General features: G+C 40.0%; 19 protein-coding genes and 1 other annotated feature. Of the genes, 1 reads left to right on the top strand and 18 read right to left on the bottom strand.

The genetic code is table 11. The features are described 5' to 3' along the window. Positions 1-13: 13 nt before the first annotated feature. The 12 genes from ACY3XC_RS14800 to ACY3XC_RS14745 all read right to left on the bottom strand — a co-directional run bounded on the left by ACY3XC_RS14800 (position 14) and on the right by ACY3XC_RS14745 (position 14882). Entirely contained in the window at positions 14-721 is a 708-nt protein-coding gene (locus ACY3XC_RS14800; protein ID WP_464869231.1) for an ABC transporter ATP-binding protein, read from the bottom strand. After that, positions 699-1472, bottom strand: coding sequence for an ABC transporter ATP-binding protein (locus ACY3XC_RS14795; protein ID WP_464869230.1), 774 nt, complete (start codon positions 1470-1472; stop codon positions 699-701). The genes ACY3XC_RS14800 and ACY3XC_RS14795 overlap by 23 nt, the downstream gene beginning before the upstream one ends. A gap of 89 nt (positions 1473-1561) precedes the next feature. Continuing rightward, positions 1562-2746: a substrate-binding domain-containing protein gene (locus tag ACY3XC_RS14790; protein ID WP_464869262.1), complete on the bottom strand. Its 1185-nt coding sequence runs from the start codon at positions 2744-2746 to the stop codon at positions 1562-1564. A 221-nt stretch (positions 2747-2967) separates the two neighbouring features. After that, entirely contained in the window at positions 2968-3630 is a 663-nt protein-coding gene (locus tag ACY3XC_RS14785; protein ID WP_464869229.1) for a 3'-5' exonuclease, read from the bottom strand. Between the two features lie 24 nt (positions 3631-3654). After that, positions 3655-5568, bottom strand: coding sequence for a DUF294 nucleotidyltransferase-like domain-containing protein (locus ACY3XC_RS14780; RefSeq protein ID WP_464869228.1), 1914 nt, complete (start codon positions 5566-5568; stop codon positions 3655-3657). Further along, positions 5549-7219, bottom strand: coding sequence for a sodium:solute symporter family protein (locus tag ACY3XC_RS14775; RefSeq protein ID WP_464869227.1), 1671 nt, complete (start codon positions 7217-7219; stop codon positions 5549-5551). The genes ACY3XC_RS14780 and ACY3XC_RS14775 overlap by 20 nt, the downstream gene beginning before the upstream one ends. 86 nt (positions 7220-7305) lie before the next feature. Beyond that, positions 7306-7608 carry a DUF4212 domain-containing protein gene (locus tag ACY3XC_RS14770; RefSeq protein ID WP_179156242.1) on the bottom strand — a complete coding sequence of 101 codons (303 nt, stop codon included), beginning with the start codon at positions 7606-7608 and terminating at the stop codon, positions 7306-7308. 148 nt (positions 7609-7756) lie between these two features. Beyond that, a complete protein-coding gene (locus tag ACY3XC_RS14765) occupies positions 7757-7939 on the bottom strand; it encodes a hypothetical protein (RefSeq protein WP_179156243.1) in 183 nt (60 codons plus the stop codon). A gap of 264 nt (positions 7940-8203) precedes the next feature. Beyond that, entirely contained in the window at positions 8204-11446 is a 3243-nt protein-coding gene (locus ACY3XC_RS14760; protein WP_464869226.1) for a BTAD domain-containing putative transcriptional regulator, read from the bottom strand. Between the two features lie 162 nt (positions 11447-11608). After that, positions 11609-12532, bottom strand: a complete 924-nt coding sequence (gene thrB / locus ACY3XC_RS14755; protein WP_464869225.1) for a homoserine kinase — start codon at positions 12530-12532, stop codon at positions 11609-11611. Next, the gene (gene thrC / locus ACY3XC_RS14750) at positions 12529-13590 is read right to left on the bottom strand and encodes a threonine synthase (protein ID WP_464869224.1); all 1062 of its coding nucleotides are present in this window, start codon (positions 13588-13590) and stop codon (positions 12529-12531) included. The genes thrB and thrC overlap by 4 nt, the downstream gene beginning before the upstream one ends. After that, the gene (locus ACY3XC_RS14745) at positions 13587-14882 is read right to left on the bottom strand and encodes a homoserine dehydrogenase (protein WP_179156247.1); all 1296 of its coding nucleotides are present in this window, start codon (positions 14880-14882) and stop codon (positions 13587-13589) included. The genes thrC and ACY3XC_RS14745 overlap by 4 nt, the downstream gene beginning before the upstream one ends. A 255-nt stretch (positions 14883-15137) precedes the next feature. Beyond that, positions 15138-15348 (top strand) — a binding site (T-box leader). A 256-nt stretch (positions 15349-15604) separates the two neighbouring features. Here ACY3XC_RS14745 and serA point away from each other — a divergent pair. Further along, positions 15605-17239 (top strand): phosphoglycerate dehydrogenase, encoded by a 1635-nt coding sequence (serA, locus tag ACY3XC_RS14740; RefSeq protein ID WP_464869223.1) that lies wholly within the window; start codon positions 15605-15607, stop codon positions 17237-17239. A 32-nt stretch (positions 17240-17271) separates the two neighbouring features. On the opposite strand, the gene ACY3XC_RS14735 is transcribed toward serA, so the two are convergent. The 6 genes from ACY3XC_RS14735 to ACY3XC_RS14710 form a co-directional block, all read right to left on the bottom strand. Next, positions 17272-18411 carry an HAD family hydrolase gene (locus ACY3XC_RS14735; protein WP_464869222.1) on the bottom strand — a complete coding sequence of 380 codons (1140 nt, stop codon included), beginning with the start codon at positions 18409-18411 and terminating at the stop codon, positions 17272-17274. Positions 18412-18574: 163 nt separating this feature from the next. Further along, positions 18575-19996: an NAD-dependent succinate-semialdehyde dehydrogenase gene (locus ACY3XC_RS14730; RefSeq protein ID WP_464869261.1), complete on the bottom strand. Its 1422-nt coding sequence runs from the start codon at positions 19994-19996 to the stop codon at positions 18575-18577. Positions 19997-20039: 43 nt separating this feature from the next. After that, positions 20040-21407, bottom strand: coding sequence for a 4-aminobutyrate--2-oxoglutarate transaminase (gabT, locus tag ACY3XC_RS14725; protein WP_464869221.1), 1368 nt, complete (start codon positions 21405-21407; stop codon positions 20040-20042). 31 nt (positions 21408-21438) lie between these two features. After that, complete coding sequence (locus ACY3XC_RS14720) at positions 21439-22812, bottom strand: putrescine aminotransferase (RefSeq protein WP_464869220.1); 1374 nt, start codon at positions 22810-22812, stop codon at positions 21439-21441. Positions 22813-22834: 22 nt separating this feature from the next. Next, complete coding sequence (locus ACY3XC_RS14715; protein ID WP_464869260.1) at positions 22835-24307, bottom strand: aldehyde dehydrogenase family protein; 1473 nt, start codon at positions 24305-24307, stop codon at positions 22835-22837. Between the two features lie 205 nt (positions 24308-24512). Further along, positions 24513-26648 (bottom strand): sigma 54-interacting transcriptional regulator, encoded by a 2136-nt coding sequence (locus ACY3XC_RS14710; RefSeq protein WP_464869219.1) that lies wholly within the window; start codon positions 26646-26648, stop codon positions 24513-24515. Between the last annotated feature and the right edge of the window lie 37 nt (positions 26649-26685).

The following is a 26685-nucleotide window of genomic DNA, read 5'->3' as shown; positions in this document are numbered from 1 at the left end:
CTTCCCTCCTTCCCTAAGCAATCCCCAAGTACTTTCGTTTCATTTCCTCATCTTCTTTTAACTGTTTCATAGTTCCAGTGCTTACCGTTCTTCCATCATCGATAATATAAAAGCAATCACCGATGGTACTTGCCATCATGAAATTTTGTTCTACTAATACGATGGTTGTTTGATCCTTCATTTGCAGGATCGATTCCATAACCTTCTCGACGACGATAGGGGCTAAACCTTTACTTGGTTCATCAATTAATAACAGTTCGTTATCATTTACATAGGCTCGGGCGAGGGAAAGCATTTGTTTTTGACCGCCGCTTAATAACCCGCCGGGCTTTTTCCAGAACTTTTTTAAGTCAGGAAACAAATTTAAGATATAATCTAGTCGCTTATTTGTTTCATCATTTTCTTTTTGAATGGCTACTTTCATATTTTCTTCAACTGTCAATCCTGCAAAGATACCTTGGTCTTCTGGAACATAGCCGATTCCCTTTTTGGCAATAGCGTAGGTGGGTAAAGCCTGGATTTCTTCTCCGTTATAGACAACACTGCCTTTTGAGGCTGGATTTAGTCCCATAATCGTCCGTAATGTGGTTGTTTTTCCGGCACCATTTCTTCCTAACAGTACCGTAACCTCACCCTTTTTCACTTCAAGAGAAACACCCTGTAAAATATGATACTGTCCAATAAACGTCTCGATATTATTAAGCTTCAGCAGTTGTTTCATCGCTGATACCTCCCAAATAGGCAGACTGGACCGTTTCATTTTTCATTATTTCCTCAGGAGTTCCGTCCGCCAGCAGCCTGCCATTAAATAGCACCATTACAGAATCTGATAAATCGAGGATCATATCCATTTTGTGCTCAATTAATATAATTGTCCGATTCGCTTGCTCTTTAATTCTTTTAATGACATCTAATATGGCTGGAACATCTTCTAAAGACATACCTGCTGTCGGTTCATCTAATAAAAGAACCTCTGTTTCAAGGGCTAGGAGCATAGCCATTTCTAGCTTTCGCTTTTCCCCATGTGCCAAATTGCTCGCCAATGAGTCCACTTTATCGTCTAAAAGCACAAGACGTAACCATTCTATAGCCTTTGTTTCAAATTCTGTGTATTTCTTATAATGAAATAACATCTGGTAGCGAACTCCAGCCTTTGATTGAACGGCCAGTCTTACATTTTCAAGAACCGTTAAATTAGGGAAAACATTGGTAATTTGAAAGGAACGTCCTATTCCTTCTCTCGTCCGCTTTGTCGAAGAAAGTTTTGTGATATCCTTTCCCCGAAAATAAATTTTTCCATTTGTAGGGGTTAATTGACCGCTTAAAAGATTAAAGAATGTTGTTTTTCCAGCACCATTTGGACCAATGATGGATTTAAAATGTTTTGCTGGAACAGAAATGCTGACAGTATCAACTGCCGTATGCCCGCCAAAGGTTATTGATAAATTTTCTGTTTCTATTAGGGTTTTCATGTTTTCACCACCAATCTTGGAGATAGAAATAAGGAAGAGGGTGACCATAAACAACAGGTCTAACCCTCATATTTTAAAAGAACACTTTATTAATTACGTACTGGCGGTGCGGTTTCTTCTGGTGTTAGTTCTCTAATTAGCACTGGGACTGGATATGGTACGCCATCTTTCTTTTCTAGTTTAATGGCATATAGTGCTTGAAGGGCCTGGTGATCTTCAGGACGATAGGTCATTTTTCCTTTTGGCGTTTCGAAGCTCATGCCTTCCATGGTTTCAATTAGTGTATCACCATCAGCGTCACCTTCGGTTTTCTTTAATGCTTCTACAATTGAAATCGCTGCACTCATCCCGCCTGGTGTGAATAAATCAGGAACGTCCCCATTAAATCGCTTCTTATGTTCAGCTACGAGCCAATCATTAATTTCATTTTTTGGCAGATCGTGATAGTAAACGGTAAAGCCTTCCATGCCAATAAGCGGCTCCATTGTAGCCAAAGCTGCGATATCCGGCGCCCCTGTTGAAATTTTGATGCCCTTGTCTTGTACCTTCATATCTGAAATCTGCTTCCAAGGAGAGTTTGCACCCGCCCAAACAACAAATAAATAATCAGGCTTAGCATCAATAATCTTTTGAATGTTCGAAGTAAAATCAGTTGCTGCTGGGTCTGCATACTCTTCTAAAACAATATCTGCACCAAGTTTTTCAGCTGCTTCTTTAAAAGCTGCTACTCCATCACGGCCAAACGAGTAATCCGGTGCCAGAGTAGCAATCTTCACACCATCTCCAGCGATAGCAGCTGCACCCGCAACGGCATCCTGTGAAGAATTTCGCGCTGAACGGAAAATATATTTATTAAACTCAGAGCCTGTGATACTATCAGCGGCTGCTGGTTCAACAATCATGATTTTTTGGTATTCTTCAGCAAGCGGTAATACCGCTAACGTATCAGCTGAACTGGATGATCCCACTAAAAAGTCAACTTTATCTTCTTCTAATAGTTTAGTAGCTTTTTGAACAGCAACTTCTGGCTTGGTTTCTGTATCTTCAACCACAAACTCTATTTTTCTGCCTGCAACCTCCATTGTCCCTTCGGTTGCATATTCAAGACCAAGTTCAAAACCTCTTAAGGTTTGTTTACCATATGATTCTAGGGCACCTGTTGTTGAGGCAAGAACTCCAATTTTAATTGGCTCCTTCGTCTCAGCCTTTTCACCGTTGCCCTTTGTATCTCCCTCTGTCTTGTCAGAGCTGCATGCTGTAGCAAATACCATCATAAAAATAAGTAATCCTAATAAGAAAACTCTGCCTTTACATACCTTCACTTTTTTTCCCCCTTATTATTTGTAAAAAACCATTGCCATGCCTTTGAGTTAATAATAGAAAATGAGAGTTACAAGCAAGTTACAAAAGACGAAAAGCAGAAGCCCCTAGGCGCTGCTGTTAGACAAAAAAATACAGCTCAGTTGAGCTGCACTAGATAAATATAGTTAAGTGTTTATTGCAGGGATCTCATCTGGCTGTCGGTTGCTTTTATTAGTTCTCCCCACGTACTGTATCCGCGATTTTTGAATTGCCATAAGAGCTCAATAAATAAGTAAGCGGTGGTTAACGCGTCGCCTAATCCGCTATGCCGGTCATAGATTCTTGTCCCAAAAGCCATTGCATATCGTTCTAAATCCCTCATATCGTAGGACGGTGCAATAAATCCGATAAGATCAAGCGTATCGATGGTTAGAAATTTTTTCAAAGCAAGTTTTTCCCTGCTAAATTCACTTTTCAATGCAAGCACATCAAAACTGACATAATGACCTACTAAACATACGGCTTCTCTCGATTGTACATAATCAAAGAAACTCATTATTGCCTCTAACGCTTGTGGTGCACCCTCTACCTGCACATTAGAAATAGAGGTAAGCTCTACCGTTTCCTGAGGTATTTTCCGATTAGGGTTCACATAGGTCTGAAATGTATCAGTCTCACGAACCTCTAGGCCTTTTATAGAAACAGCACCAATCTCAATGATTCGGTCCATTGTCGCTACCTGAAATCCTGTTGTTTCTGTATCAAAAACAACAAAATCAAGATTTTCTAGGGGAGTTGACAGCGGAATATTTTCATATTTAAAGGCACAAGATACATTTTTCCTGCGAAAAAACATTACCCGCCTCCTCTTTAGTAAAAGCTATAACGAAAAGTGCGCAAATAGCTGACCTTGAAGCTCCCTTAATGTTTTTAAGCTTAATATCAATTCTTCTTTTTCCCGGGTAGACAGCCTAGTAAAAGAGACAATAGATGTCAGTTCATTGCCGCTTTTCACCTCCTTCCAGCGTTGGTTGACATATAGAGTTAAGATATGGCTGACCGCTTCCTTGAGGTCCTGTGCAAATGCCTCGGAAAATACTCTTTTATTCATAAGCCAATCAATTTTTTCTATCGGGGTTCCCGATTGGTTTCCATGCAAAAGAGATAATATTTGCAAGCTATGATGATAGGGAAATAAAACCTCCTTTTTCATATCAATGTTTTTTCGCTCAAGCTTAAATAAAGAACGAATAGGGTGATCAAGGGTAGGAATCAGTTGCTCTCTCTCTATTTGCGCCAGCTGGTATAAAAAAATTCTCGACCTTTCCAATTGATTTGAAATCACTTTCTCAAACATTTCATGCAATTTATCACTGCCTGCAATAAACCGGTATGAAAAGAAGTTTTCAGCTAATAATAAATTGTCATTTGTCGATTGAAGCATCCATTTTCGTAGACGTTCTTCCCAGACCGCAAGAGACCCGCGCCATTTCTGCTCATTGCACATCATCAAGCCTTTACACCGGGCATAACCGGCTGTTTCCATGTTGTCAGTAATCTCTCTTCCTAATTCAGCAAAATAGGAATATTCCTTATCCCCATCATCCTCATAAACAAGAAAATGATCTTGATCAGTCAGTATAAACTGCTCTTCACGGCCGCTGCTGCCCATTTGATAAAAGGCAAAAGAACAGGGCTTCCGCCTTCCGCTTTCCTCCAGCTTTTGAATAGATAGCTCTACTATTCTTAAAACAAGACGATCGTACAAATTGGTTACGATTTCGAAGGTTTTTAATATAGGAATCCGGTCTCTCAACAGGGTTCCTATCACTTCATAAATCGCACTCTTCACCATTGGAAGGCTGTCCATATCAGCTTGTTCAATCTTTTGAATGGTCTTCATAACGTTTTCACTTTTTTTCCGTAATAAATCAGACAATGTAACAATTCCTACCACCTTTGAATCTTCTATTACGGGTAAGTGTTTAATTCCTTTTAGAAGAATCATTGAAATGGCTTCATAATAAAAAGCAAATCTTGAAATAGATAAGGGATTCTGAGTCATAATTTCTTGGGCTGCGGCCGTCATTGGCACACCTTGGGCAACCACTCTTGACACCATGTCCCTTTCAGTAATGATTCCTTTTAAAATCTCCTTTTCTATTACCAGAACTGAACTTATTCTCTTTTCATGCATAAGCCGGGCTGTTTCCTGTACAGTTGTTACAGACGTAACTGTGACAACTTTTTCACTCATAATGTCCTGGACACGAATCTTAATCGTATCATTTTCACCATAATCCCGTGCAAGCTTGACCTGCTCAGCTAGGGATGTGTAAATATCCTTTAAGCGAATAGCCACCTGTGTCAGTAAATAGTCACGGACTGCCGGATCATCCCATCTCCTTGTTACGACCTCGAAAGGAATATATAATACCTTGACAGCACTTACAGCTTTTACCTCAACCATGACATCGTTTTTCATACTCGGCTTTGACACCCCAAGTAAATCAGCCAATTTTGAGAACCCGATCATTTCCCCTTTTTGTAAGACCTCCAAGACTTCTTCTCTGTCATTGCTTTCATTTCTGACAAATACCTCCGAAAGACCTTCTATCATAAGCAGAAGGCCTTCACGGGGTTTATCTTTTTTGAACATCTTTTCATTTTTTTCAAAATGACGGATTTCACATAGGGATAGAAGTGAAAGAGCACTTTCAGGCTCCACCCCACAGAAAAAGGGGTGAAACCTGACTGCCTCTAATTTGAATAAATTAAACTGATTTTGATCCATCATCATTCATCCAAACATCGCCATTTTTATAAACCATTTGCTCTGGATAGCGAAGGTCCATAACCTCATCCTGAATCTTTTGAGAAGGAGCCGGTGTCATAAGTGAAACTACGATGTTGGCAGTAAATGCAGCGATTGCACCGAAAACTCCTGCACCTGTATCAATGATTCCGAGGATCGTAAATCCGCCATACTTCGCTGCAAAAATGTATGACAAAGTTACGCCCAAACCAACCAGCAATCCAGCAATAACACCTTTTGAATTTGAACGTTTCCACCAAACACCAAGCACAAGTGCTGGGAAGAAGGTTCCAGTTGCAAGCGCAAATGCCCAGGCAACGATTTGTGTGATGGCCCCTGGAGGGTTAAGCGCGATAAGGCCCGCGAAAAGAGTCGCTAGGACGATTGACCAGCGTGCAACAGACAGGCGTTTTTTCTCGGTTGCATTTGGTTTTAAGACACGGTAGTAAATGTCGTGGGCAAATGATGATGAAATAGAAATCATCAAACCGCCGGCAGTTGATAATGCAGCTGCCATTGCCCCTGCTGCCACTAAGCCGATTACAAACATACCAAGATTTGCAATTTCCGGTGTCGCCATAACAACAATATCATTAGAGATAATTAATTCACTCCACTGAAGGATTCCATCTCCATTTCCATCTGCTACCTGCAGCTTGCCTGTATCAACCCAAGTTTTTGTCCATGCAGGCAGTTCTGTTATTTTGCTGCCAGCAACCTTTGTCATCAGAATGAACCGGGAAAATGCAGAATAAGCGGGTGCCGACAGGTAAAGCAGCCCGATGAACAACAAAGCCCAAGCACCAGACCAGCGGGCAGCCTTCATTGTTGAAACTGTATAGAAACGGACGATTACATGCGGCAATCCTGCTGTACCAGCCATTAATGTAAACATAAGTGCCAAGAATTGCCACTTTGTCCCATTTGTAAATGGTGCAAAATATTCAGAGATACCCAATTCACGATCGAGTTCCCCCATTTTACCAACAAGCTCACCATAAGAAATCCAAGGCATTGGGTTTCCGGTAAGTTGGAGTGACATGAAAATAACTGGTATTAAGTAAGCAATAATTAAAATGATATACTGAGCTACCTGTGTCCAAGTAATTCCTTTCATACCGCCAAACGCTGCATAGAAGGCAATGAGAATAACCCCAATCATTGTTCCCACTTTAGCATCAATTTCAAATAAACGGCCAATTACCACTCCTGAGCCAGAAAGCTGTCCAATAGAATAAGTAAAGCTGATTATGATTGTACATATAGCTGCAATCACTCGGGCCGTATGGCTTTCAAAACGGTCACCGATAAAGTCTGGTACTGTATAGCGTCCATACTTTCGCAGCTGCGGTGCCAATAGGAATGTCAACAGCAAATATCCTCCCGTCCATCCCATTATATACGCAAGACCATCATAGCCAAGAAGCATGATAGTTCCAGCCATACCAATGAATGAAGCGGCACTCATCCAATCTGCCCCAATTGCCATCCCATTAAAAATTGGCGGAACACCCCGGCCGGCAACATAGAAATCTGATGTTGCTTTTGCTTTGTTATAAATGGCAATACCAATATACAATGCAAATGTTGCTAAGATAATAGATAATGAGACCAAAAATTGTATATCCAATGTCATCCCCCTTTTTCAATTACAAATATTTTTTGTGAGCTCCTATCGCTAAGCTTACAGACAGCTTGAACAGCAGCTTGTCGGAATTAATGATCAAGTACCTTTCCCGAACTGATCTGCTTATTTTTCTCCTCGTCAATCCCATATTTCCTATCAATGGAGTCACCCAGCTTTGCATTGACAAACAGAAGGATAATAAAGGTTATTACTGCTCCCTGTGCTCCCATAAAGTAATGAAATGGAAAGCCGTTAATTGTAATTTCACTCAAAGGCTCTGCCATAAGGACCACCCCAAATGAAACGATAAACCACACAATAAAATAAATAATCATATTCCGAGTTTTTTCCCGAAAATAGCTGTCTGCTATTTTCTTATCAATTTTCTTCAAAACCCCACCCCCGATTAAATTGATTGAATTTCCATGAAATAAAATTGCTGGTAAATGGATTTTCTCCGCACCACCCCTTTTTTTTAGAAATTGCAGCATGACTGGCTGCTATTCTCACCGTGCCCATAATCGGGCTCGGGAAAAATCATTATCTTAGACTGAAAATGAATTTGACTGTTTCTATAAATGGTGCTGGTACTAGGATGATTTGAATGAGGAAGTAGGCAAAGATGGATAGGATGGGTACAGCTAGAAAGAATGGTCTTTTCTTCTTTAGAGCAAGAAAAAGGCAGACACCTGTAATAATCAATAATGACAATAAAACAAGCAAATCGTTTCCCCCTTCATAAAGAAAGCGTTATCATTTTTTTGAGTTCTTTTGGCAAGTTAGTATTTTTAGAAGTCTAACAAACTATCTTTCTGACTAGATTAAATTTTTGGAAAATTCCTACTTTATTATTATGTCTAAAAAATATTCTTAGGTCAAGCACTACTAACAAAAATTAACAATTTTTTATTTGGTTATACGCAATATAAAAGGAGCCATTTCATAAAGAAATCGCTCCTTTCATTCTGTATGTTTAAATTCCTAGGGCTATCGTATTAGATTTCTATATTTTTCTGATTCGATAATCATGTCATGCATTTGCTTTGTGGGTTCCAGCGGGGAGACGCCAAGTTCTTCTTCCAAGACTGTCATACATTTTTGGTACCATTTCATTGCTTGTGGGCGATTGTTTTTTCGATAATAGCAATACATTAATAATCGATAGGCCTCTTCCCAGGTCCGGTCACGCTTTAGTATTTTTTCACACCAATAAATAGCTTTCTCATACTCTTCTTTACGGACCATAAACTGCGCCATTTTTTCAGCGCCCCGTAAAAAGTAAACCAGCATACTCTCCCTTTTACTTAAACACCAATCATCATATCGCCGTTCTGGCAAGTATTCTCCTAGATAAAGCCTCAAGCCCTTTTCTAATAGGGGTATCACTTTTTCCTGGTTTGTTTCACTCAAACCATTTTGAATCAGAGATTGAAATAGGGTTGTATCTAATTCAATTTTGGCATGTGGATTTATTCCATAAAACATCCCTTCTCTTATAATGAAAAAAGGAGCTGCCCTTGCCTTACGAGTTGGTTCAAGTACATGCTGGAGACTATTTAATGCAACTTTAAAGTCACGGTCGGCATGTTTTGTATCCTGATTAGGCCAAAGAATTTGGAGTATCTCCTCTTTGGATATAAGTTCGTTTACTGTAATAAAGAGCTGAAATAATTCCTTGCCTTTTTCACGCTGCCAATCTTTTTCCCCAACTTCCTTTTCCCCAAGCCAAATTTTAAATTGCCCAAGCGTTTGAACTCTAATCGAATATCCAGGATGCGAATCCAATCCCGTGATTCCCATCTCCTGAAGGATTTTTACGGCTAATGACTTTTGAATATCTCCTTTCGTGCATTCGATTAATAGTGGAACAAACATTTGTAAATCCCTTGGACTGAAAACTGACACTTTATGAAAAAAGAACTCAAAATCATTTTTTTGAACCATATATAAGAACTTATCCATCGTTTCTCTAAACATTTCTTGATCTTTTTCTAAATAGTAAATATATGCCAGCCAGAAACTAGATAACATCTGTCCAAAGGAATCCTCACACTGATAAAATAATTCTCTCGTTTTTTCTAAGCAGGATAGACCTTTATTTAGTCTTTCATTATAAATACAGGTGATCCCCATACATAGGGTAATAAGAGCGGAAAGCCAGATATCTTGAACTTTTTCAGTCTCCTGTAAGGCCCTTTTCCCTGCCTCTAATGCCCGCTCATATTCTCCCCTTGTCCCATAAAGGATACAAAGTCCCATTAACGGTTCGGCTTTTCCTCTTTCTACATTCAGCCTGCTCATAATTTCTAATGCAGTATTGTAGCACTGTTCTGCTAAATCCGAATCATATTTATTGAGAATTTGCACGGCATGCCCCATCCGAATCCAGCCGCATGCTTCCACAAAAGGTGCTTTTAAACTAATACCTTGTTGTATGCCTGCCTGTGCTAATTCTTTGGCCATCAATCCTTCTCCTGTAAATGATTCAATTAATGATAATAGTAAATCTGTTTCTCTATGGGATTTGGGAAGTTCTATCCCATTTTTACTTGATAATTCTTCTTTTTGGTGGAGAAGGAATCTTTTTGCTTCTTCAAAACGACCTGTTCTTAAATACAATCTTGCTTCAATATTTCCATCCAATATTGATGGGCTGTACGTTTTTGCCTTTTGCAGCCATTTTTCAGCCTTAGTTGATTTTCCAGAGTTTAAAAGATTTTCAGAGAGCAAGTAATATAACTTTGCCTTTTCCGCTTCTGAACTAATGCTTTTCTCTCTCGCTTCAATAGCTTCATATAATAGCTTCTCTGCTTGATGAGGCTGGATGGTGTCTAAATAAATCTTCGCTTTTCCTTCTAACGCCTTGCTCATCCCGAGAAAGTCGTGTCTCTTCTCAGCCTCGATATAGGTTTTATCATAACATTCCTCGGCCTCGTGAAATTGAGAGCGATATCGGTGGACCTCTGCTTTTAGGAACCAGAGAAGATAATACGTATCTAACTCAAGCACTGGAATCAATGTCAATTGATCAGACAAGCTTTTTAGCTTCCCGCCTTCAAGCATTTTAATCCCATTTTCTTGTAAGATCGATGCCATTGCTTTGTAATGATTAATTTTTTTATAGTGATAGAGTGCCTCTTCCCACATCAGTCTTTTTTCATAGAACCGTGCACATTTTTCATGAAGTTGAGTGTAGGTAGCTGGGTTATTCTTTAAGAAGGCATTTTCTAAAAACTCTTTAAAAAGTGCATGGTAGCGATAATGTTTTAATCCAATTTTTTGAATGAACAAATTTCTCTCTTTTAATTGCTCGAGCATAGTAGAAGCACCTTGTATTCCAATGACTTCATCACAAAGTTCTTCTTCAAGAATATCTAAGATTGATGTTTGTTCCAAAAATTGCTGTATCATTGGAGGCTGTTTTGAAAAGACTTCCATAACTAAGTAGTCAAATAGATCTTGGAGTGAGAAGGAGGAATGTTCTAAAAGGGTTGAAATATCTCCAGTAAGTGGAATCTGTTGTGCAATCATACACAATGCAATAATCCAGCCTTCTGTTAGCTGATAAATACTTTCTAAATGAGCGGGCTCTATTTCTAGTCCATAGAGGTCGATTAATAACAATTCCATTTCTTCAATGGTTAGCACTAAATCTTCCCGGGTAATTTCTAATAGCTGCCCGTTCACCTTCATTTTCGTTAAATACTTCCAGCCCGGCCGGCTGCGGCTTGAAATAACCATGTGTAAATTAGAGGGAATATGCTCCAGTAATTTCTCAATCCAACTATTGATCGTGTAGGAATGTTCAATTTGATGATAGTCATCCAAACTTAGTGTGATATCGGAATTAACTTCAAGAACTTCATTAATAAATAAGGAGCATAAATAACTTAAATCTTCTTCTCTTATGTAGCGGTCCATTGTTTCGATATACTTCTCAATTTCCTGCCCGAAGTCAGGAATAAATCCTCTTATTGAATGGATGATATAGGAAAGGAACGGAAGGATGTCGTCATCCATTGATGAGATGGAGTACCAGCAGCCTGGGATATTTTCATCCCTCATAAATAAAGCAAGAGCCGTACTTTTTCCAAAACCAGCCCCTGAATGAATAATGGTCAAAGGATATTCTGGAATTTTCTTCATTTTTCTCGTAAGCTTAGCTCTTCTAATAAATTCATCTTTGACAACCGGAATTCTCAGTTTTGTTTGAATGATTGGCAGCTTCATTTATTTATCCTCCTTTCCAATTTTTCCAATTTTTACACTATTTTATCATACTATTCTTCATAAATCATTTTTTCTTGTCATGCCGCCGTCAACTAACTGATTAATCCCCCGTTCACAATAACAACTTGTCCACTAAAGAAAAAAGGGCCGAATATCTCGGCCCTAATTCACGATACTATTATTAAGCTGGGATACGTAACTTCCTGTAAAGTCAATGCTTAGCACTTTAGCTGTCATATCAGGAAAGGCTGTTTTTAAAGACTGATCAAGTAATTTACCTTTTCCCTCTTCACAAAAACATAAAACTGTCGGGCCCGCTCCACTTAAGGCCACACCGAATGCCCCTTCAGATTTTGCGAAATTTGCAACATCATCATAAAATGGGATCAGCGGCTTCCGATAAGGCTGGTGAAAAATATCCTTTTCCATCATCTTTCCGGCCATTTCCCAATTCTGACTAAGTAGTGCTCCCACTAATACATTTGCGATTGAAGAAGCACGAATACTGTCTTGATAGGAAAACTCTATTGGCAAAACACCGCGAGAATCCTTAGTCAACAAGCTTTCTTTCGGGATGACTGCAACCATTTCAAAAGAGATATCAGAAATAGATACAACATCGACCTCTCCTTGTTGATAACTGCCGATTACTAGTCCCCCATAAAGAGAGGCACCAACATTATCAGGATGGCCTTCTACTTCAGTTGCTAGTAATAGCTTTTCTTTTTTTGTCAGCCCTAAATCTCCAACGTAATCAGCAAGTTCAATTCCTGCAATAATCGCCGATGCACTTGAACCAAGACCACGAGCCAATGGAATGTCACTTTCAACCTTGATTTTACAAGGATGCAGCTCCTTGCCATATTTAGCTGCCGTTTGAATGGCAATTTGACAGATATAATGCTTTTCGTCTGTTGGGAAATCCTTCAATTCATCTGAAGTTGAATAACATTCCCATTTCTCATTTTTCTCTACTTCTAAGCGTAAATATAAATTAACGGCAACTCCCATTGAATCAAAGCCTGGTCCAAGGTTTGCAGAACTCGCTGGTATTTTGATAACAAACCTTCCAGCATTTAGAGTCATTGGTGGACAACTCCCCTAATGTGTTCTGTAACAGCTTTCTCATCATTTGGCAATTTCTTTACATCCACAAAGCTGCTTTGAATCGCTGTATCCGGATCTTTTAAACCATTTCCAGTAAGCACAGCGACAATTTTAGATCCCTTTTCAATTTTGCCTTTTTGGAGGGACTTCATCACACCAGCGATTGACGCACATGAAGCAGGTTCAGCGAAGATTCCCTCACTAGCGGCGATTTTCTTATACGCAGCTACAATTTCATCATCGCTTACTTCATCAAATAGACCATTGGATTCTTCAACTGCGGCAACAGCCAAGTTCCAGCTTGCGGGATTTCCAATTCGAATCGCAGTTGCAATTGTTTCTGGATTTTCAAACACACGGTTATGAACAAGTGCTGCTGCTCCTGCTGCTTCAAAGCCATACATTCTAGGCAGTCCGGTTCCCTTATGGGCTGCGTATTCTTTAAACCCTTTCCAATATGCACTAATGTTACCCGCGTTTCCAACTGGTATCGCTAAAATGTTTGGAGCCGCCCCTAATTGATCACACACTTCAAAGGCTGCTGTTTTTTGTCCCTCTAAACGATATGGATTAACCGAGTTAACAAGTGCAATCGGTTCTTCTTCACTAATATTGCGGACCATCTTTAGTGCTTGGTCAAAATTCCCCTCAATGGAGATAATTTCTGCTCCGTACATCATTGCTTGAGCAAGCTTCCCTAAGGCAATTTTTCCTTCAGGAATAACAATAATACAACGGATTCCAGCACGGGCAGCATAGGCTGCAGCCGCTGCGGAAGTATTCCCCGTTGAGGCACAGATAATCGTTTTACTGCCAGACTCTATCGCCTTTGCAACTGCCATTACCATCCCGCGGTCCTTAAAAGAACCTGTCGGATTTGCGCCTTCAAGTTTAACGTATAGCTCAACATCCAGTTCCTTTGAAAGCCGTTCAAGCTTTACTAACGGTGTATTTCCTTCATTCAAGGTTAACATAGGTGTTTCATTCGTTACTGGTAAAAATTCTTTATATGCTTCAATTAATCCCGGCCATCTCATAATGATTTCCTCACCACTCTATATGCACTTTTTATTTCTTTCACTGCTGGTAAATCATTTAATTCGTGAAGAATAGCATCGTAATTTGTCAGTGAAGCCCGGTGTGTAACTAAGACAATTTCGGATGTTTCATTCTTCTTAACAGGAAGCTGTAATATTTTTTCGAAGCTGACACCATACTTTGCAAAGATGGAAGTAAGTTCTGCAAATACTCCAACCTCATCTTGTACATGAATTCGTAAGAAGTATTTAGAATACTTTTCATTATCATCCTTTAAGCGCTTAGGATATTGTGGTGTTACCGCACTTCGGCCATTTACACCAAGTCGTAAATTTTTCATAACCCCAACTAAATCTGAAACAACTGCTGTTGCCGTTGGCAGGCTTCCAGCACCTGGTCCATAAAACATTGTTTCACCAACAGCTTCACCGTATACATAAACAGCGTTATATTCATTTTGAACGGAAGCCAGCGGATGGTTGTCAGACAAGAATGTCGGCTGGACACTTACCTCTACTTTTTCCCCTTCACGGTGGGCATATCCTAATAACTTCATCGTATAGCCTAACTGTTTCCCATAACGTAAGTCTTCTTCTGTAATTTTCGAAATTCCACTTACCTTTACATCGTCAAGATCAATATGCATCGAAAAGCCTAAAGTAGCTAATATTGTCATTTTCCTGGCTGCATCCAGGCCCTCTACGTCTGAAGTAGGGTCCGCTTCGGCAAATCCAAGCTCTTGCGCTTCTTTAAGGACATCCTCATAAGCTAAACCTTCTTGACTCATTTTTGTTAAAATAAAATTAGTGGTTCCATTTACAATCCCCATCATTTGGGTTATGCGATCAGAAGCAAGGCCATCAACTAAGCCTCTTAGAATAGGAATGCCTCCTGCAACACTTGCTTCATAGAATAAGTCACATCCATTTTCAGAAGCAACAGATAACAATTCTGATCCATGAAGGGCCATTAAATCCTTGTTTGCCGTCACTACATGTTTTCCTTGACGGAGGGCACTAAGCAAATATTCCTTTGTTTCTTTAACCCCGCCCATCACTTCAATGACAACATTTATATCGGGATCATGCAGGATATCAGATGGGGATGACGTTAACAAAACTGGATCCACATCAACTGGTCTTGTTTTATGTATATCTTGGACCAGGATTTTCTTTACGACAACAGGACAGCCCACCTGATGCATTAATTTATCTTGATGATTTTTAATAATTTTCACAACACCTGAACCGACTGTTCCTAAACCGAGTAACCCAATTTTAATTGCTTCCATATTAATCCCTCCCACACTGTCTACCACATGCGTACAATTGTATTTATATAGTAGACATTATATGATTCTCTCAATACAATTACAATAGACTAATTTTTTTAAAAATTCAATGTAATCGCTTACCACCGCACCAACATTGGTTTGCATCTTTTAAAAAAATTTTTAAATTTGAATACTCAAAAAATTATTCATTTTATCTCTTTACAATAGTAAAGGTATCGATGTAGAATATTCTTTAAATTCAGGTAAATATTTAAAAATGTATTGATGAAGACGGCAGTAAGAAAATGCTTAAGAGAGCCGGTGGCTGCTGTGAACCGGTGCAATTTCTTAATCCTGCCCAGCCCTTCTGAACTGGCAGACTGAAAGTTTTAGTAGGAATGCCCGGGAAAACCCGTTAACATGTTGAGGCTGCATTGTTTCCAGCAGCAAAAGAGGGTGGCACCACGTTGATCACGTCCCTCATAACAAGACAAATCTGTCTGTTATGGGGGATTTTTTTTATTTTAAAGCGGAAGCGCCTTCGGAACAAGCACAGCTTGTTCCTGCGATGATTAATCGCAGGAGCCTTCCTTGGTGCACAGGGGCGACAGGCATAAGACGAGCCGGCGGGAAGGTTGTTCTTTAACCTTTCTGACGGATTGGCTTATGACCCCGAGCCCCTAGGCGCTGGAGCTAGATAATTTAATCTTATATTTAAAAACAGAGAGGATGAGGAAAGAATGTTTAAGGTACTTGTAACAGATGGTATTAGTGATACTGGATTGAAAAAGTTGTTTGATCACCCAAATTTTATCGTAGAGCGCCAGCCTACACTAAAGCCCGAAGAGCTAAAGAATATTATTGGAGAATACGAGGCTTTAATTGTACGAAGCCAAACAAAAGTTACAGCGGAACTGCTTCAGTATGCGGACCGTCTTAAGGTAATTGCCCGTGCAGGTGTTGGTGTAGATAATATCGATGTGAATGCAGCTACAGGAAAAGGGATAATTGTCATTAATGCTCCTGGTGCCAACACAATTGCCGCAACTGAACATACTTTAGCGATGATGCTCTCTATGGCAAGAATGATTCCTCAAGCTCACAAAAAAACCGTTGGAGGAGAATGGGATCGCAATTCTTTCAAGGGTGTTGAATTATACAAAAAAACACTTGGTGTCATTGGTATGGGAAAAATCGGTACCGAAGTAGCAAAACGTGCTAAAAGCTTTGGAATGAACATATTAGGTTACGATCCATACTTAACGGAAGAGCGGGCCGAAAAACTAGGAATGAAAAAAGCTAGTCTCGATTTAATCGCACGCGAGTCTGATTTCATTACGATTCATACACCACTAACAAACGACACCAAAGGGCTTGTAAATGACGACTACCTCAGCAAGACAAAAAAAGGAGTCCGATTTATCAACGTCGCACGAGGCGGAATTATTGATGAAAAGGCATTGGTTAGAGCCATTCATGCTGGGCATGTTGCAGGTGCTGCACTTGATGTTTTTGAAAAGGAACCTGTGGCCGATCCAGCATTGTTAGATAACCCTAATATTATTGTAACCCCCCATTTAGGAGCATCTACTGTAGAAGCGCAGGAAAAAGTTGCCCAAGAAGTAAGTGAAGAAATCATTGAAATTCTCGAAACACAGTCCATCCGCAATGCTGTAAATATGCCGCAAATGTCAGGCGAGGCACAGCAAAAAATGCAGCCATACCTACTCCTTGGGGAGCAGATGGGGCAGCTTGTCGTTCAATTATTAAAACATGCTCCTTCTAAAATAGAAATCAATTATTATGGAGATTTAATTGAGGAAGATACGGAACTATTAACTCGGACCATGATTAAAGGAATCCTTTCTTATCATTTAAGTGATTCTGTTAATTTGATTAATGCGCTTCATCTTTTGAAAGGACAGGGAGTTTCCTATAATGTCCAGAAAAATGCTAATAATAAAGGCTTTGCCAATTATATGGAGCTTTCCATCACAAAAGGCTCTGAAACAGCTAAAATTGGTGCGACAGTCTTAAACGGCTATGGTGCAAGAATCGTGAAAATTAACGAGTATCGTATTGATATAAGACCTGAAAACCACCTTTTACTGGTAAAGCATCAGGACGTCCCTGGTATGATTGGTAAGGTTGGATCTCTACTTGGAGATTATCAGATCAATATTGGAACGATGCAAGTGGGCAGAACAACGGTCGGCGGGGAAGCCGTCATGGTGTTAACCCTTGATAAGCAAATTACTCCAGAGGTAATTAATGCCCTCACACAAGTTAACGGTTTAAACGCAGCCCAATCTTTAGAGTTAGAAAATGTTGATTCCTTTTACCCAGGAAGACTTGAGTTAGAAAAGATTAAATAATTATGTAAAGAGGGATTGCATTGCAATCCCTCTTAGTTTTTCTCGATAATTCTTCTCACATCGAGCACCGAATCCAGGATAAAGTCTGCCTCGTGCTTTTCAAAGTCACTTCTCGCATCTTTTCCAGATAATCCAGTCAATACGGCAGCAAACTGACATCCCATCTTTCTCGCAGCCAGCAGGTCTGCCAAAGAATCCCCCACCACTAGTACCTCTTCGCCATTCTCAATTGGCAAGGACGTATTTAAACAATCCTCTACTGAAGTTTCTCTGCCTTTATGACCCAAAATATACGTAAACGGATCTGGTTTTGACAGTGAGCTTCTTTCATTTAATCCCTTTTCCGCTTTCAGGACATCATCCGCTGTGACAATATGATTGATATCAAAGTGTTTAAGCCAGTCTAAATGGTGGAAAGGTTGAATGGTTTCAAGCTCTGGTCTCCCCGTTCCAATTCCTATTTTCACCCCTGATTCCTTAAGGAATGTAAAAAGACCATCAATTTCTGCTTGATCTGCTAATGTGGTTTCGTTTGCTAGAAAGCCTTTCTTTCCTAGCTGTACAGAAGGTCTGCCAGTGGATTTTTCCACATTCTTATCACCAACGTACCATTCCTGACAGACATGCTCACATACTGACCAAAGCTCACTGATACCACTAAAAATACCTGTATGAACCCCTAGCTTCTCTTCCGCTAACAGATTTAAATAATTGAACAGTTCTTGCTTTGTTTCAATTGACTTACTAAAATCAGATACAAATTGATTGAAATCTAATTTCACCTCATAATTATGTAGGACCCTGCCTATTTCAAGCAAGACTTCTCTATTAATTGGTTTTTGCAGCCAGGTGTTTATTCTATCCTGCTCGTTTTCCTTCATTTGAGATAAAAGATGAATGAATTGATGACCAAAGGACAAATAGATCATATCCCAATTTGCATTAAGACCCCTTGATTTCATTAGCTTAAGGACCTCATCATTTTTTCCAAACACAGTCTCACGGATTACCCTTATTTCTGTTGGGCTATAATCCGTTTTGAATTTTTCAGGTGACAATGCCAAATAATTATTACTAATAAGCAACTCCCAGACAGTTAAGGCAGATGCATCAAAGTAATGCTCCTCACTTAACAAAACTCCATCAACATCAAATAATATTGTTCCAATCATCTAAAACACCCTCTTCTCCAAGTCCACTTTATTCCGTTATCGTAACACAGCAAAGACCTATATTTAAAGTAAATAATGATTGATGAAAAAACAATGAAACTAGAAACACAGCTTAACGAATTTTGTTAAGCTGTGTTTGATATTTTATCTATTATAAAGAAGACTATATATCTAGCCCTATTGATATATATTTTACCTCTAAAAATTCTTCCATTCCGAAGTGACCGCCTTCACGGCCAAGACCGCTCTCTTTATAGCCGCCAAATGGAACTTGAACAGCTGATGGCAGGGCATCATTAAGACCAATGATTCCGTATTCGAGTTGTTCTGTGATTCTAAAGGAACGGCTTAGATTTTCTGTATAAACATATGCCGCTAATCCAAAACGGGAATTATTTGCCCTTTCAATCACTTCTTCTTCGGTTTTGAAGGTCGAAATCGGTGCAAGCGGACCAAAGATTTCATCCTTCATACATTCCATATCGTCGTGGATAGCAGTTAAAATTGTCGGGGCATAGAAATAGCCATTCTCATCAGCAGGTTTAAGCCCGCTATAAGTGACTTTCCCTCCCTTTTTAACTGCATCATTCACAAGGGATTCCACTTTTTTATAAGCTGCTTTATCAATTAATGGTCCGATGTCAGTCCCTTCTTCGAGGCCATTTCCAACCTTAAGCTTTTCTAATTCTGCTTGGAAAAGCTCAATGAATTGATCCGCTATTCCTTCTTGGACATATACACGATTCGTACATATACAAGTCTGACCTGCATTCCGGAATTTTGAATGTACCAATCCCTCCGCAGCTTTTACTAGATTCGCATCATCCATGACAATAAATGGGGCGTTTCCTCCAAGCTCCAGCGATACCTTTTTAACATTTTCAGCAGCACCGCGCATCAACGTTTTCCCTACTTCCGTCGATCCTGTAAAGGTTATCTTGGTTACACGGGGGTCCTTCAGCCACGTTTCGCCGATTTCTGCTGACCTTCCGGTGATTACATTGATTACGCCATTAGGGATTCCTGCTTCATGGGCAAGCTCCACCATCTTTAACGCGGTAAGCGGGGTCTGATTGGCCGGTTTTACCACGCAAGTACACCCTGCTGCGAGGGCTGGTGCCACTTTTCTAGTAATCATAGCTGCAGGGAAGTTCCAGGGAGTAATCGCTGCAACCACCCCAACTGGTTCTTTTCTAACAAGAATTCGTTTATTTGGGTGGGATGCCGGGATCGTTTCTCCATAGATTCGTTTCCCTTCCTCCGCATACCACGAGATAAATCCGTTAGCGTATTGAACCTCACCCAATGCTTCTTTTAATGGTTTACCCTGCTCCATCGTCATAATCCTGGCAATTTCATGTTTGTTCACATCAATTAATTGATACCATTTCATCATAAGCTGATAGCGTTCATCAGCTGTTTTTTTCGACCAAGGTTTAAATGCCTTGTGGGCCGCATCAACGGCTTGCTCCGCTTCAAAGGCACCCCCGGTTGGCACTGCCCCTAAAACTTCCTTTGTGGCTGGGTTAATAATCTCGGTAAAAACCTCAAAATCATTCCCGACCCATTTTCCATCAAGATACATAGGATAGATTTGATATTTTTGCGTAACGATATCCATATTCCATTTACCTCCCAGCCGGAACAGCAGAGTTGTTCAAATATACAGCCTCAAAGCTTTCCTCAAGTATTTGTAATCCTTCCTCCAACTGCTCATCTGTAATGGTTAACGGCATTAGAAGGCGGATAACGTTACCATATAGCCCTGCACTTAGCAGCAACAGCCCTCGCTCACCTGCGGCTTTCACTATTTTTCCAACTGCCTCTTTATCAGGTGTTTTACTGTGACGGTCTTTAACGATTTCCATTGCACACATGGCGCCAAGACCACGGACATCTCCAATGCTATCGAAACGTTCAGCAAGCTGGTTCATTTTATCCGTAGCTCTTGTACCTATTTTTTGAGCCCTTTCATTAAGGTTTTCACTCTCAATGATATCGAGGACGGTAAGTGCTGCCCTGCAGCCTAGTGGACTTCCAGCATAGGTTCCGCCGATTTCGCCAACCTCTGCTGCATCCATAATTTCCGCTCGGCCAATGACCCCGCTAATCGGCACTCCTGCTCCCATTGATTTTGAAATGGTGATTAAATCTGGCTCAACTCCAAAATGTTCAATTGCAAAATATTTCCCGGTACGGCCGAATCCCGTTTGAATCTCATCTGCTACAAACAAAATTCCATACTGTGTACAAATTTCTCTAACTCTTTGAACAAATCCTTTATCTGGTACGATAAATCCTCCTTCACCTTGAACCGGCTCCATTACAACAGCAGCAATCGTTTCAGGAGCGACTTCCGCCAGTAAAAACGTTTCAAATTGCTCAATAATCATTTCAGTGTATTGTTGTTCGCTCATTCCTTCAGGCCGGCGGTATACATATGGATATGGCGCCTTATAGACTTCGGGAGCAAACGGTCCAAACCCGAACTTGTATGGCTTGACTTTACTCGTCATTGTCATCGTCATTAACGTTCTGCCGTGGAAGCCTCGTGTAAAGGAAATAATTCCTTGTCGTTTTGTATATTTTCTAGCGATTTTCACGGCATTTTCAACTGCTTCTGCACCGCTGTTAAAGAAAGCTGTCTGCTTATTAAAATCACCCGGTGCAAGCTGACACAGCCTCTCAGCAAGATTGATATAGGACTCATACATCATGACATTAAAACCTGTATGGATAAATTGACTTGCCTGCTCTTGCAGGGCCCTGACCACTCTTGGGTGGGAATGGCCGACATTTACTGTTCCAATTGCTCCAGCAAAATCAATAAAAATATTTCCGTCTACATCCTCAACAAGAGAACCCTGTGCCTTTTTCACAAAGGAATGACAATTATTACTGATTCCCTTTGGGACATATTTTTTTCTCAACTCTAGTATTTCTTTTGATTTTGGTCCGGGTATCTCTGTTAGCTGCTTAACAAATTTCTTTTCCAATTTCATGCTCCCCCCTTTTTAAAATAAATCGTTATGCTTTTACCAGACTTAATACTTCCTTAAAGGTGCTGATTACCATATCGACTTCTTCATAGCCAATCGTCAATGCTGGTTCAATTCTTATCGTCTTCGAGTTAATTAATGTTCCTGCCACAAGGATCCCGCGGTCAAACATTCCTTTGGAAACTTCATATCCAATTTCATCCTTATGGAATTCAATTCCAATCATCAATCCTTGGCCGCGAATTTCAAGGACCTTATCTTCATGTCCTTTCGCTGCTTCTTTTAACTCTTTTAGGAAATACTCCCCAACTACTCCGGCTCTCTCTGGTAAATTTTCTTCGATTAAAACACCAATGGTGGCAATAGCCGCTGCACATGCTAATGGATTACCGCCAAAAGTCGTTGTATGCATAAATGGGTTTGGAAACCAGCTTTTGAACACTTCTTCCCTTGCTACAATCGCACCTGCTGGCATAACACCGCCGCCAAACGCTTTTGCTAGACAGATAATATCTGGGACTACATCATACAAATCGGCCGCAAACATTTTTCCGGTACGTCCCATTCCTGTTTGGACTTCATCAAAGATTAATAGAGTACCATATTCATCACAAAGTTCACGAACCTGTTTTAAATATCCCTCTGGCGGGAGAATGATTCCTCCTTCACCTTGTATTGGCTCTAAAATGACTGCAGCAACATCTTCTCCAACCGCTGCACATACCTCGAATGTTTTTTTCATCATGTCAAAATCACCAAATGGTACATGACGGAATCCTGGAATTAAAGGCAGAAATGGTTTACGGAACATTCCTTTGGCTGTTCCAGATAATGCACCTAGACTTTTGCCATGGAAAGCACGTGTCGTTGAAATAAAAGTCGTTCTTTCACTATACATTTTCGCAAGCTTTAATGCTGCTTCAACACTTTCCGTTCCACTGTTGGTAAAAAAGGCATATTTCAAATCACCAGGGGTGATATCCGCTAGAATTTTCGCCAGCATCGCACGCAATGGATCCAGCAGGTCTTGGCTGTGGAGAGCTTGACGTTTCAGTTGATCTGTTACTGCCTTTACGACCTTGGGATTGCGGTGGCCGACATTATAAATACCAAATCCGCCTAGACAATCAATATATTCCTTGCCGTTTACATCCATAAAGCAGGCACCATTATCTGACCATTCAACAGCTGCAAATTGACCATCCTTTGTCACCGATTTACGGTACGTTAAAAATCCTGGGTTTACGTGCTCACGGAAGCCATCGACCGTTTCCTTTGTGATCCAGGCTGCTTCTTCCTTATTCACCTCTTCCTTTTCTATTAAACTTAAAACCTTATTAATGTATTCGCTAACTTGTTGATTCTGCTCAGTCCTTGCCTCACGTGTTAAATCGATACTCATATGATCGCTCCTCAATAGTTTATTAGTTTGAAAACCAGCCAATTGGCTCTACTTGTAAATTAATATTGATTTGTTTAATCTCTTGGAATTCCTCTAGCCCGAATGTTCCAAGGCTTCGTCCAATTCCACTTTGCTTGTAACCGCCCCATGGTGCTTCATTATAGGTTGGGTGATAGGAATTCACCCAGGTAATACCGGATTTCAACTTTTTAATGACTCGTAAGCCCTTTGCTCCATCATTCGTGAAAACACCGCCAGCAAGTCCATAAACGGTACCATTAGCAAGCTTTACTGCCTCTTCTTCATCCTTAAACTTCTGAATAACAACGACTGGTCCGAAAATTTCTTCCTGCACGATTCTCATTTCCTGATTCACATCAACGAACGCCGTAGGCTCGACAAAGTAGCCGTTATCTAGTCCATTGCTTACGATTCGGTTCCCCCCGCAGGCAACGCTGGCACCTTCGTGTTTTCCTACCTCAATATAATGAAGGACTTTTTCCAAATGTTCCTTGCTTACAAGCGGCCCCATCTCTGTTGAAGGGTCATTCCCCGGTCCTACTTTAATTTGCTTCGCTCTTTCTACAAAGCGGGCGACAAATTGATCGTAAATACTTTCTTCTACTAAAATTCTTGACCCAGCCGAACATACCTGGCCGGCACCAGCGTAAATGCCAAACAGCGCATAATCGACCGCAGTTTCAAAATCAGCATCAGCAAAAATGATGTTTGGCGATTTTCCGCCTAATTCCAATGACACTTTTTTCATTGTGTCAGCTGCCGTTTTCATGATATGTTTGCCTGTTTTTGTACCCCCGGTAAACGAAATCATATCGACTTCAGGATGGGATGCGATTTCATTACCGACAACTGCTCCGGCACCCATGACCATATTGGCGACTCCTTTTGGCAGTCCTACTTCTTCAAAGATTTCGAATAGCTTTTTCGGTGTAACCGGTGTTACTTCTGACGGTTTAAAAACGATTGTATTTCCAGCGGCTAAAGCCGGAGCAATTTTCCAAACACTCATTAGGAGCGGATAATTCCATGGAACAATCAGACCGCAGACTCCTACAGGCTCACGGACAACCATCGCCTGCATAGGGTCGGCTACGTGATAGGTATAGCCATCCGGCTTTGTAATCAGTCCTGCATAATAGCGGAAGCATGCTGCCGCATCGCCGACATCAAATCCAGCTTCTCTTAATGTTTTCCCATTATCCATCGTTTCAAGCTGTGTTAATTCATCTGCATATTCCTCAATTTTGTCCGCAATTTTAAATAAATAGGAGGCTCTTTCTTGGGCTGATATTCCTGACCAGACACCTTTTTCGAAAGCACTCCGAGCTGCAAAGATCGCCGCCCGTGCATCTGCAACTGTTCCTTCAGGGGCATATGAAATCACTTCTCCATTTGCTGGATTAATGATTGGACGTGTTTCCAGAGTTTCAGACTCTTTCCATTCACCATCAATAAACATCTTAAGGTTAGCAATGCGGTTTTTTATCTCGACCATTATCAAGTCCTCCTTTATTCTCTCTTACTATCTATAGTTGCAAGAACTGTGCCAAAGTAGAAAAGTGGTCATTACCGGGTGTTCTCCAAAAAGACGATTTAAAGTTATTCAATTTTGCATAACTGTATCTATCTGTGCATACATAAAAAAGCTGCTTCAGATTGTAATCTGAAACAGCTTTTCATTAAAGAGATGTTAAGTTTTCTATTTTAATATTTTTTTCATTTAGTATTTTTTGGTATTTCCTGCTAACCGAGGATTGGCTGATTCCTAATGCTTTTGCAGCCTTTGTGGTTGTTTTGTATTGGTTCATAGCTAGGACAATCAGCTGCTCCTCTACATGTTCAATCGCCTCATGTAAAGGAATAACTCTAGTAATCATCGGTTTTATCTTTTTATTATCAAAGCCCAGCGATAAAAACTGACTGACAAACTCTGCATCTATGGCAGGATGATCAGCGGTAACCACTAATCTTTCAATTATATTTTGTAATTCACGGACATTTCCTGGCCACGAATAAAATTCAAGAACATTAATCGCATCTGGTGTTAAATGGTAATTTCGGTCATACCTTTCATTCAGCTGCTGTAAAAAATGAAAGGCAAGTAACGAGATATCCTCAGTCCGTTCCCTGAGCGGCGGAATCTGAATCGGAATAACATTTAGTCGGTAAAATAAGTCTTCTCGGAAAGTCCCATTTTCCACCATTTTTTCAAGCCTTTTATTGGTGGCTGCAATGATCTGGACATTCACCTTAATAGGCATTGTACTGCCAATCGGAATAACCTCTTGCTCCTGAAGAACACGTAAAAGCTTTACTTGAAGATGCAGCGGCATTTCACCGATTTCATCAAGAAACAAGATTCCGCCATCTGCTTGTTTAAAATAACCTTCTTTTCCATTTTTATCTGCACCTGTAAAGGAACCCTTTGCATATCCATACAATTCACTTTCTAATAGATTTTCAGGGATTGCCCCACAATTCATTTTAAGGAATGGCTTGCCAGAGCGTTTCCCTAGTTGGTGAATGGCTTGAGCAATTACCTCTTTACCCACACCAGATTCACCATTAAGGAGGACGGTCGATGAAAAGTCAGCAATTTTCTTAACTTGATTCATAATCTTTTCCATTTTAGGGCTGCAATAGATGAGCTTTTTTAAAAAGCGATCCTTACTTTTAAAGTCATCTAATTCTTTTTTATATTGTTCCGTTATTTTCCGTATTTCCTGTAGTTCACTTTTTAAACGCGTTGTTTCCGTAATATCTCTCGAAGCAATGATAATCCGATCCAGCTCATTTTCTTTATTAAAGACAGGATTGCCAACAGCAAGAATTTTCCTGCCTGTTTTTGTTTCCTGGACAACGGAAACTTTTTTTCTCTTTTCGATTACCAATCTTGTTACTGATGGAGTAAAGAGTCCCTGATCCTCAAGCTCGAGAATATTTTTTCCAATCAGCTCTTTAAGGTCTACCTTCCAGAAATCTTGAATGATATTGTCACTGTATCGAATCAATTCCCCAACGGCATTAACCACAAGAATCTCATCGTAAATACTCGACAATATCGCATTCAAATCACGATTCAAATCCTTTATATATTCAATTTCATTGGCCATGTCCTCGACCATTGGCAGATCTTGAACAACAATAATCATCCCTTCAACTTCACCGTTATCGGTTAAAATAGGACAGTAATCGACGAGAACTCCCGTGTCATCCGTAATTTCTAAATGATTCAATATTGTTTTTCCTGTAGCAAACACGTTGTTAATCTGTTGAGCACTAAAAATAGATCCCCCTGGATAATTTAGCACCTGTTCTGCAGTAGATTTAATCATCTTTAACCCTGATTCATTGCAATTTATTATTTGTTTCTCTTTATCAAGTACAAAAATCCCCATTGGTATCGAGGTAAGAAGGATTTTCAGTAAATCTACACTCTTATTTTCTTGTTTAAAAAGCTCTGCCAAAACATCTTCTCTTCGTATGTATCCTAACGGTTCGCCGTCCTCACCTATTATGATTGCGAACGGCTCACCAATAATTTGGAACAATGAGGGGAAAGAAATATTCTTATTAAGGAAACAAATACTTTTGATAGATTTTGCCTGACCTAGCAGCGCCTCTAAGGAATAATTTTTGTTTTCAAGTTGCTCAAGTAATAGATTATTGATTGGTGCATAGGTAAATAATTGACCTTGTTTTTTTAAGAATATAAAGGGTTCTTTGCATTGGTCTAAAGTTGATTTCAATACAACTTCTTCATCTATATTAATAGATACTATTGGCTTAATCTTATCCTTTGCGACGGAAAACATCTTTTTATCCCCCTTTATCTTTTCACTCTTATATTAT

Source organism: Bacillus sp. CZDM1 (assembly GCF_055502545.1).
The sequence above is the reverse complement of the archived record's forward strand: the minus strand, read 5'-3'. Positions and strand labels throughout refer to the sequence as shown.

Bases quoted from the DNA above. Each gene is read 5' to 3' on its own strand.
- ACY3XC_RS14800 (WP_464869231.1), bottom strand. From the start codon at position 721: ATGAAACAACTGCTGAAGCTTAATAATATCGAGACGTTTATTGGACAG.
- ACY3XC_RS14795 (WP_464869230.1), bottom strand. From the start codon at position 1,472: ATGAAAACCCTAATAGAAACAGAAAATTTATCAATAACCTTTGGCGGG.
- ACY3XC_RS14790 (WP_464869262.1), bottom strand. From the start codon at position 2,746: ATGATGGTATTTGCTACAGCATGCAGCTCTGACAAGACAGAGGGAGAT.
- ACY3XC_RS14785 (WP_464869229.1), bottom strand. From the start codon at position 3,630: ATGTTTTTTCGCAGGAAAAATGTATCTTGTGCCTTTAAATATGAAAAT.
- ACY3XC_RS14780 (WP_464869228.1), bottom strand. From the start codon at position 5,568: ATGGATCAAAATCAGTTTAATTTATTCAAATTAGAGGCAGTCAGGTTT.
- ACY3XC_RS14760 (WP_464869226.1), bottom strand. From the start codon at position 11,446: ATGAAGCTGCCAATCATTCAAACAAAACTGAGAATTCCGGTTGTCAAA.
- thrB (WP_464869225.1), bottom strand. From the start codon at position 12,532: ATGACTCTAAATGCTGGAAGGTTTGTTATCAAAATACCAGCGAGTTCT.
- thrC (WP_464869224.1), bottom strand. From the start codon at position 13,590: ATGAGATGGCCGGGATTAATTGAAGCATATAAAGAATTTTTACCAGTA.
- ACY3XC_RS14745 (WP_179156247.1), bottom strand. From the start codon at position 14,882: ATGGAAGCAATTAAAATTGGGTTACTCGGTTTAGGAACAGTCGGTTCA.
- serA (WP_464869223.1), top strand. From the start codon at position 15,605: ATGTTTAAGGTACTTGTAACAGATGGTATTAGTGATACTGGATTGAAA.
- ACY3XC_RS14735 (WP_464869222.1), bottom strand. From the start codon at position 18,411: ATGATTGGAACAATATTATTTGATGTTGATGGAGTTTTGTTAAGTGAG.
- ACY3XC_RS14730 (WP_464869261.1), bottom strand. From the start codon at position 19,996: ATGTATCTTGATGGAAAATGGGTCGGGAATGATTTTGAGGTTTTTACC.
- ACY3XC_RS14720 (WP_464869220.1), bottom strand. From the start codon at position 22,812: ATGAGTATCGATTTAACACGTGAGGCAAGGACTGAGCAGAATCAACAA.
- ACY3XC_RS14710 (WP_464869219.1), bottom strand. From the start codon at position 26,648: ATGTTTTCCGTCGCAAAGGATAAGATTAAGCCAATAGTATCTATTAAT.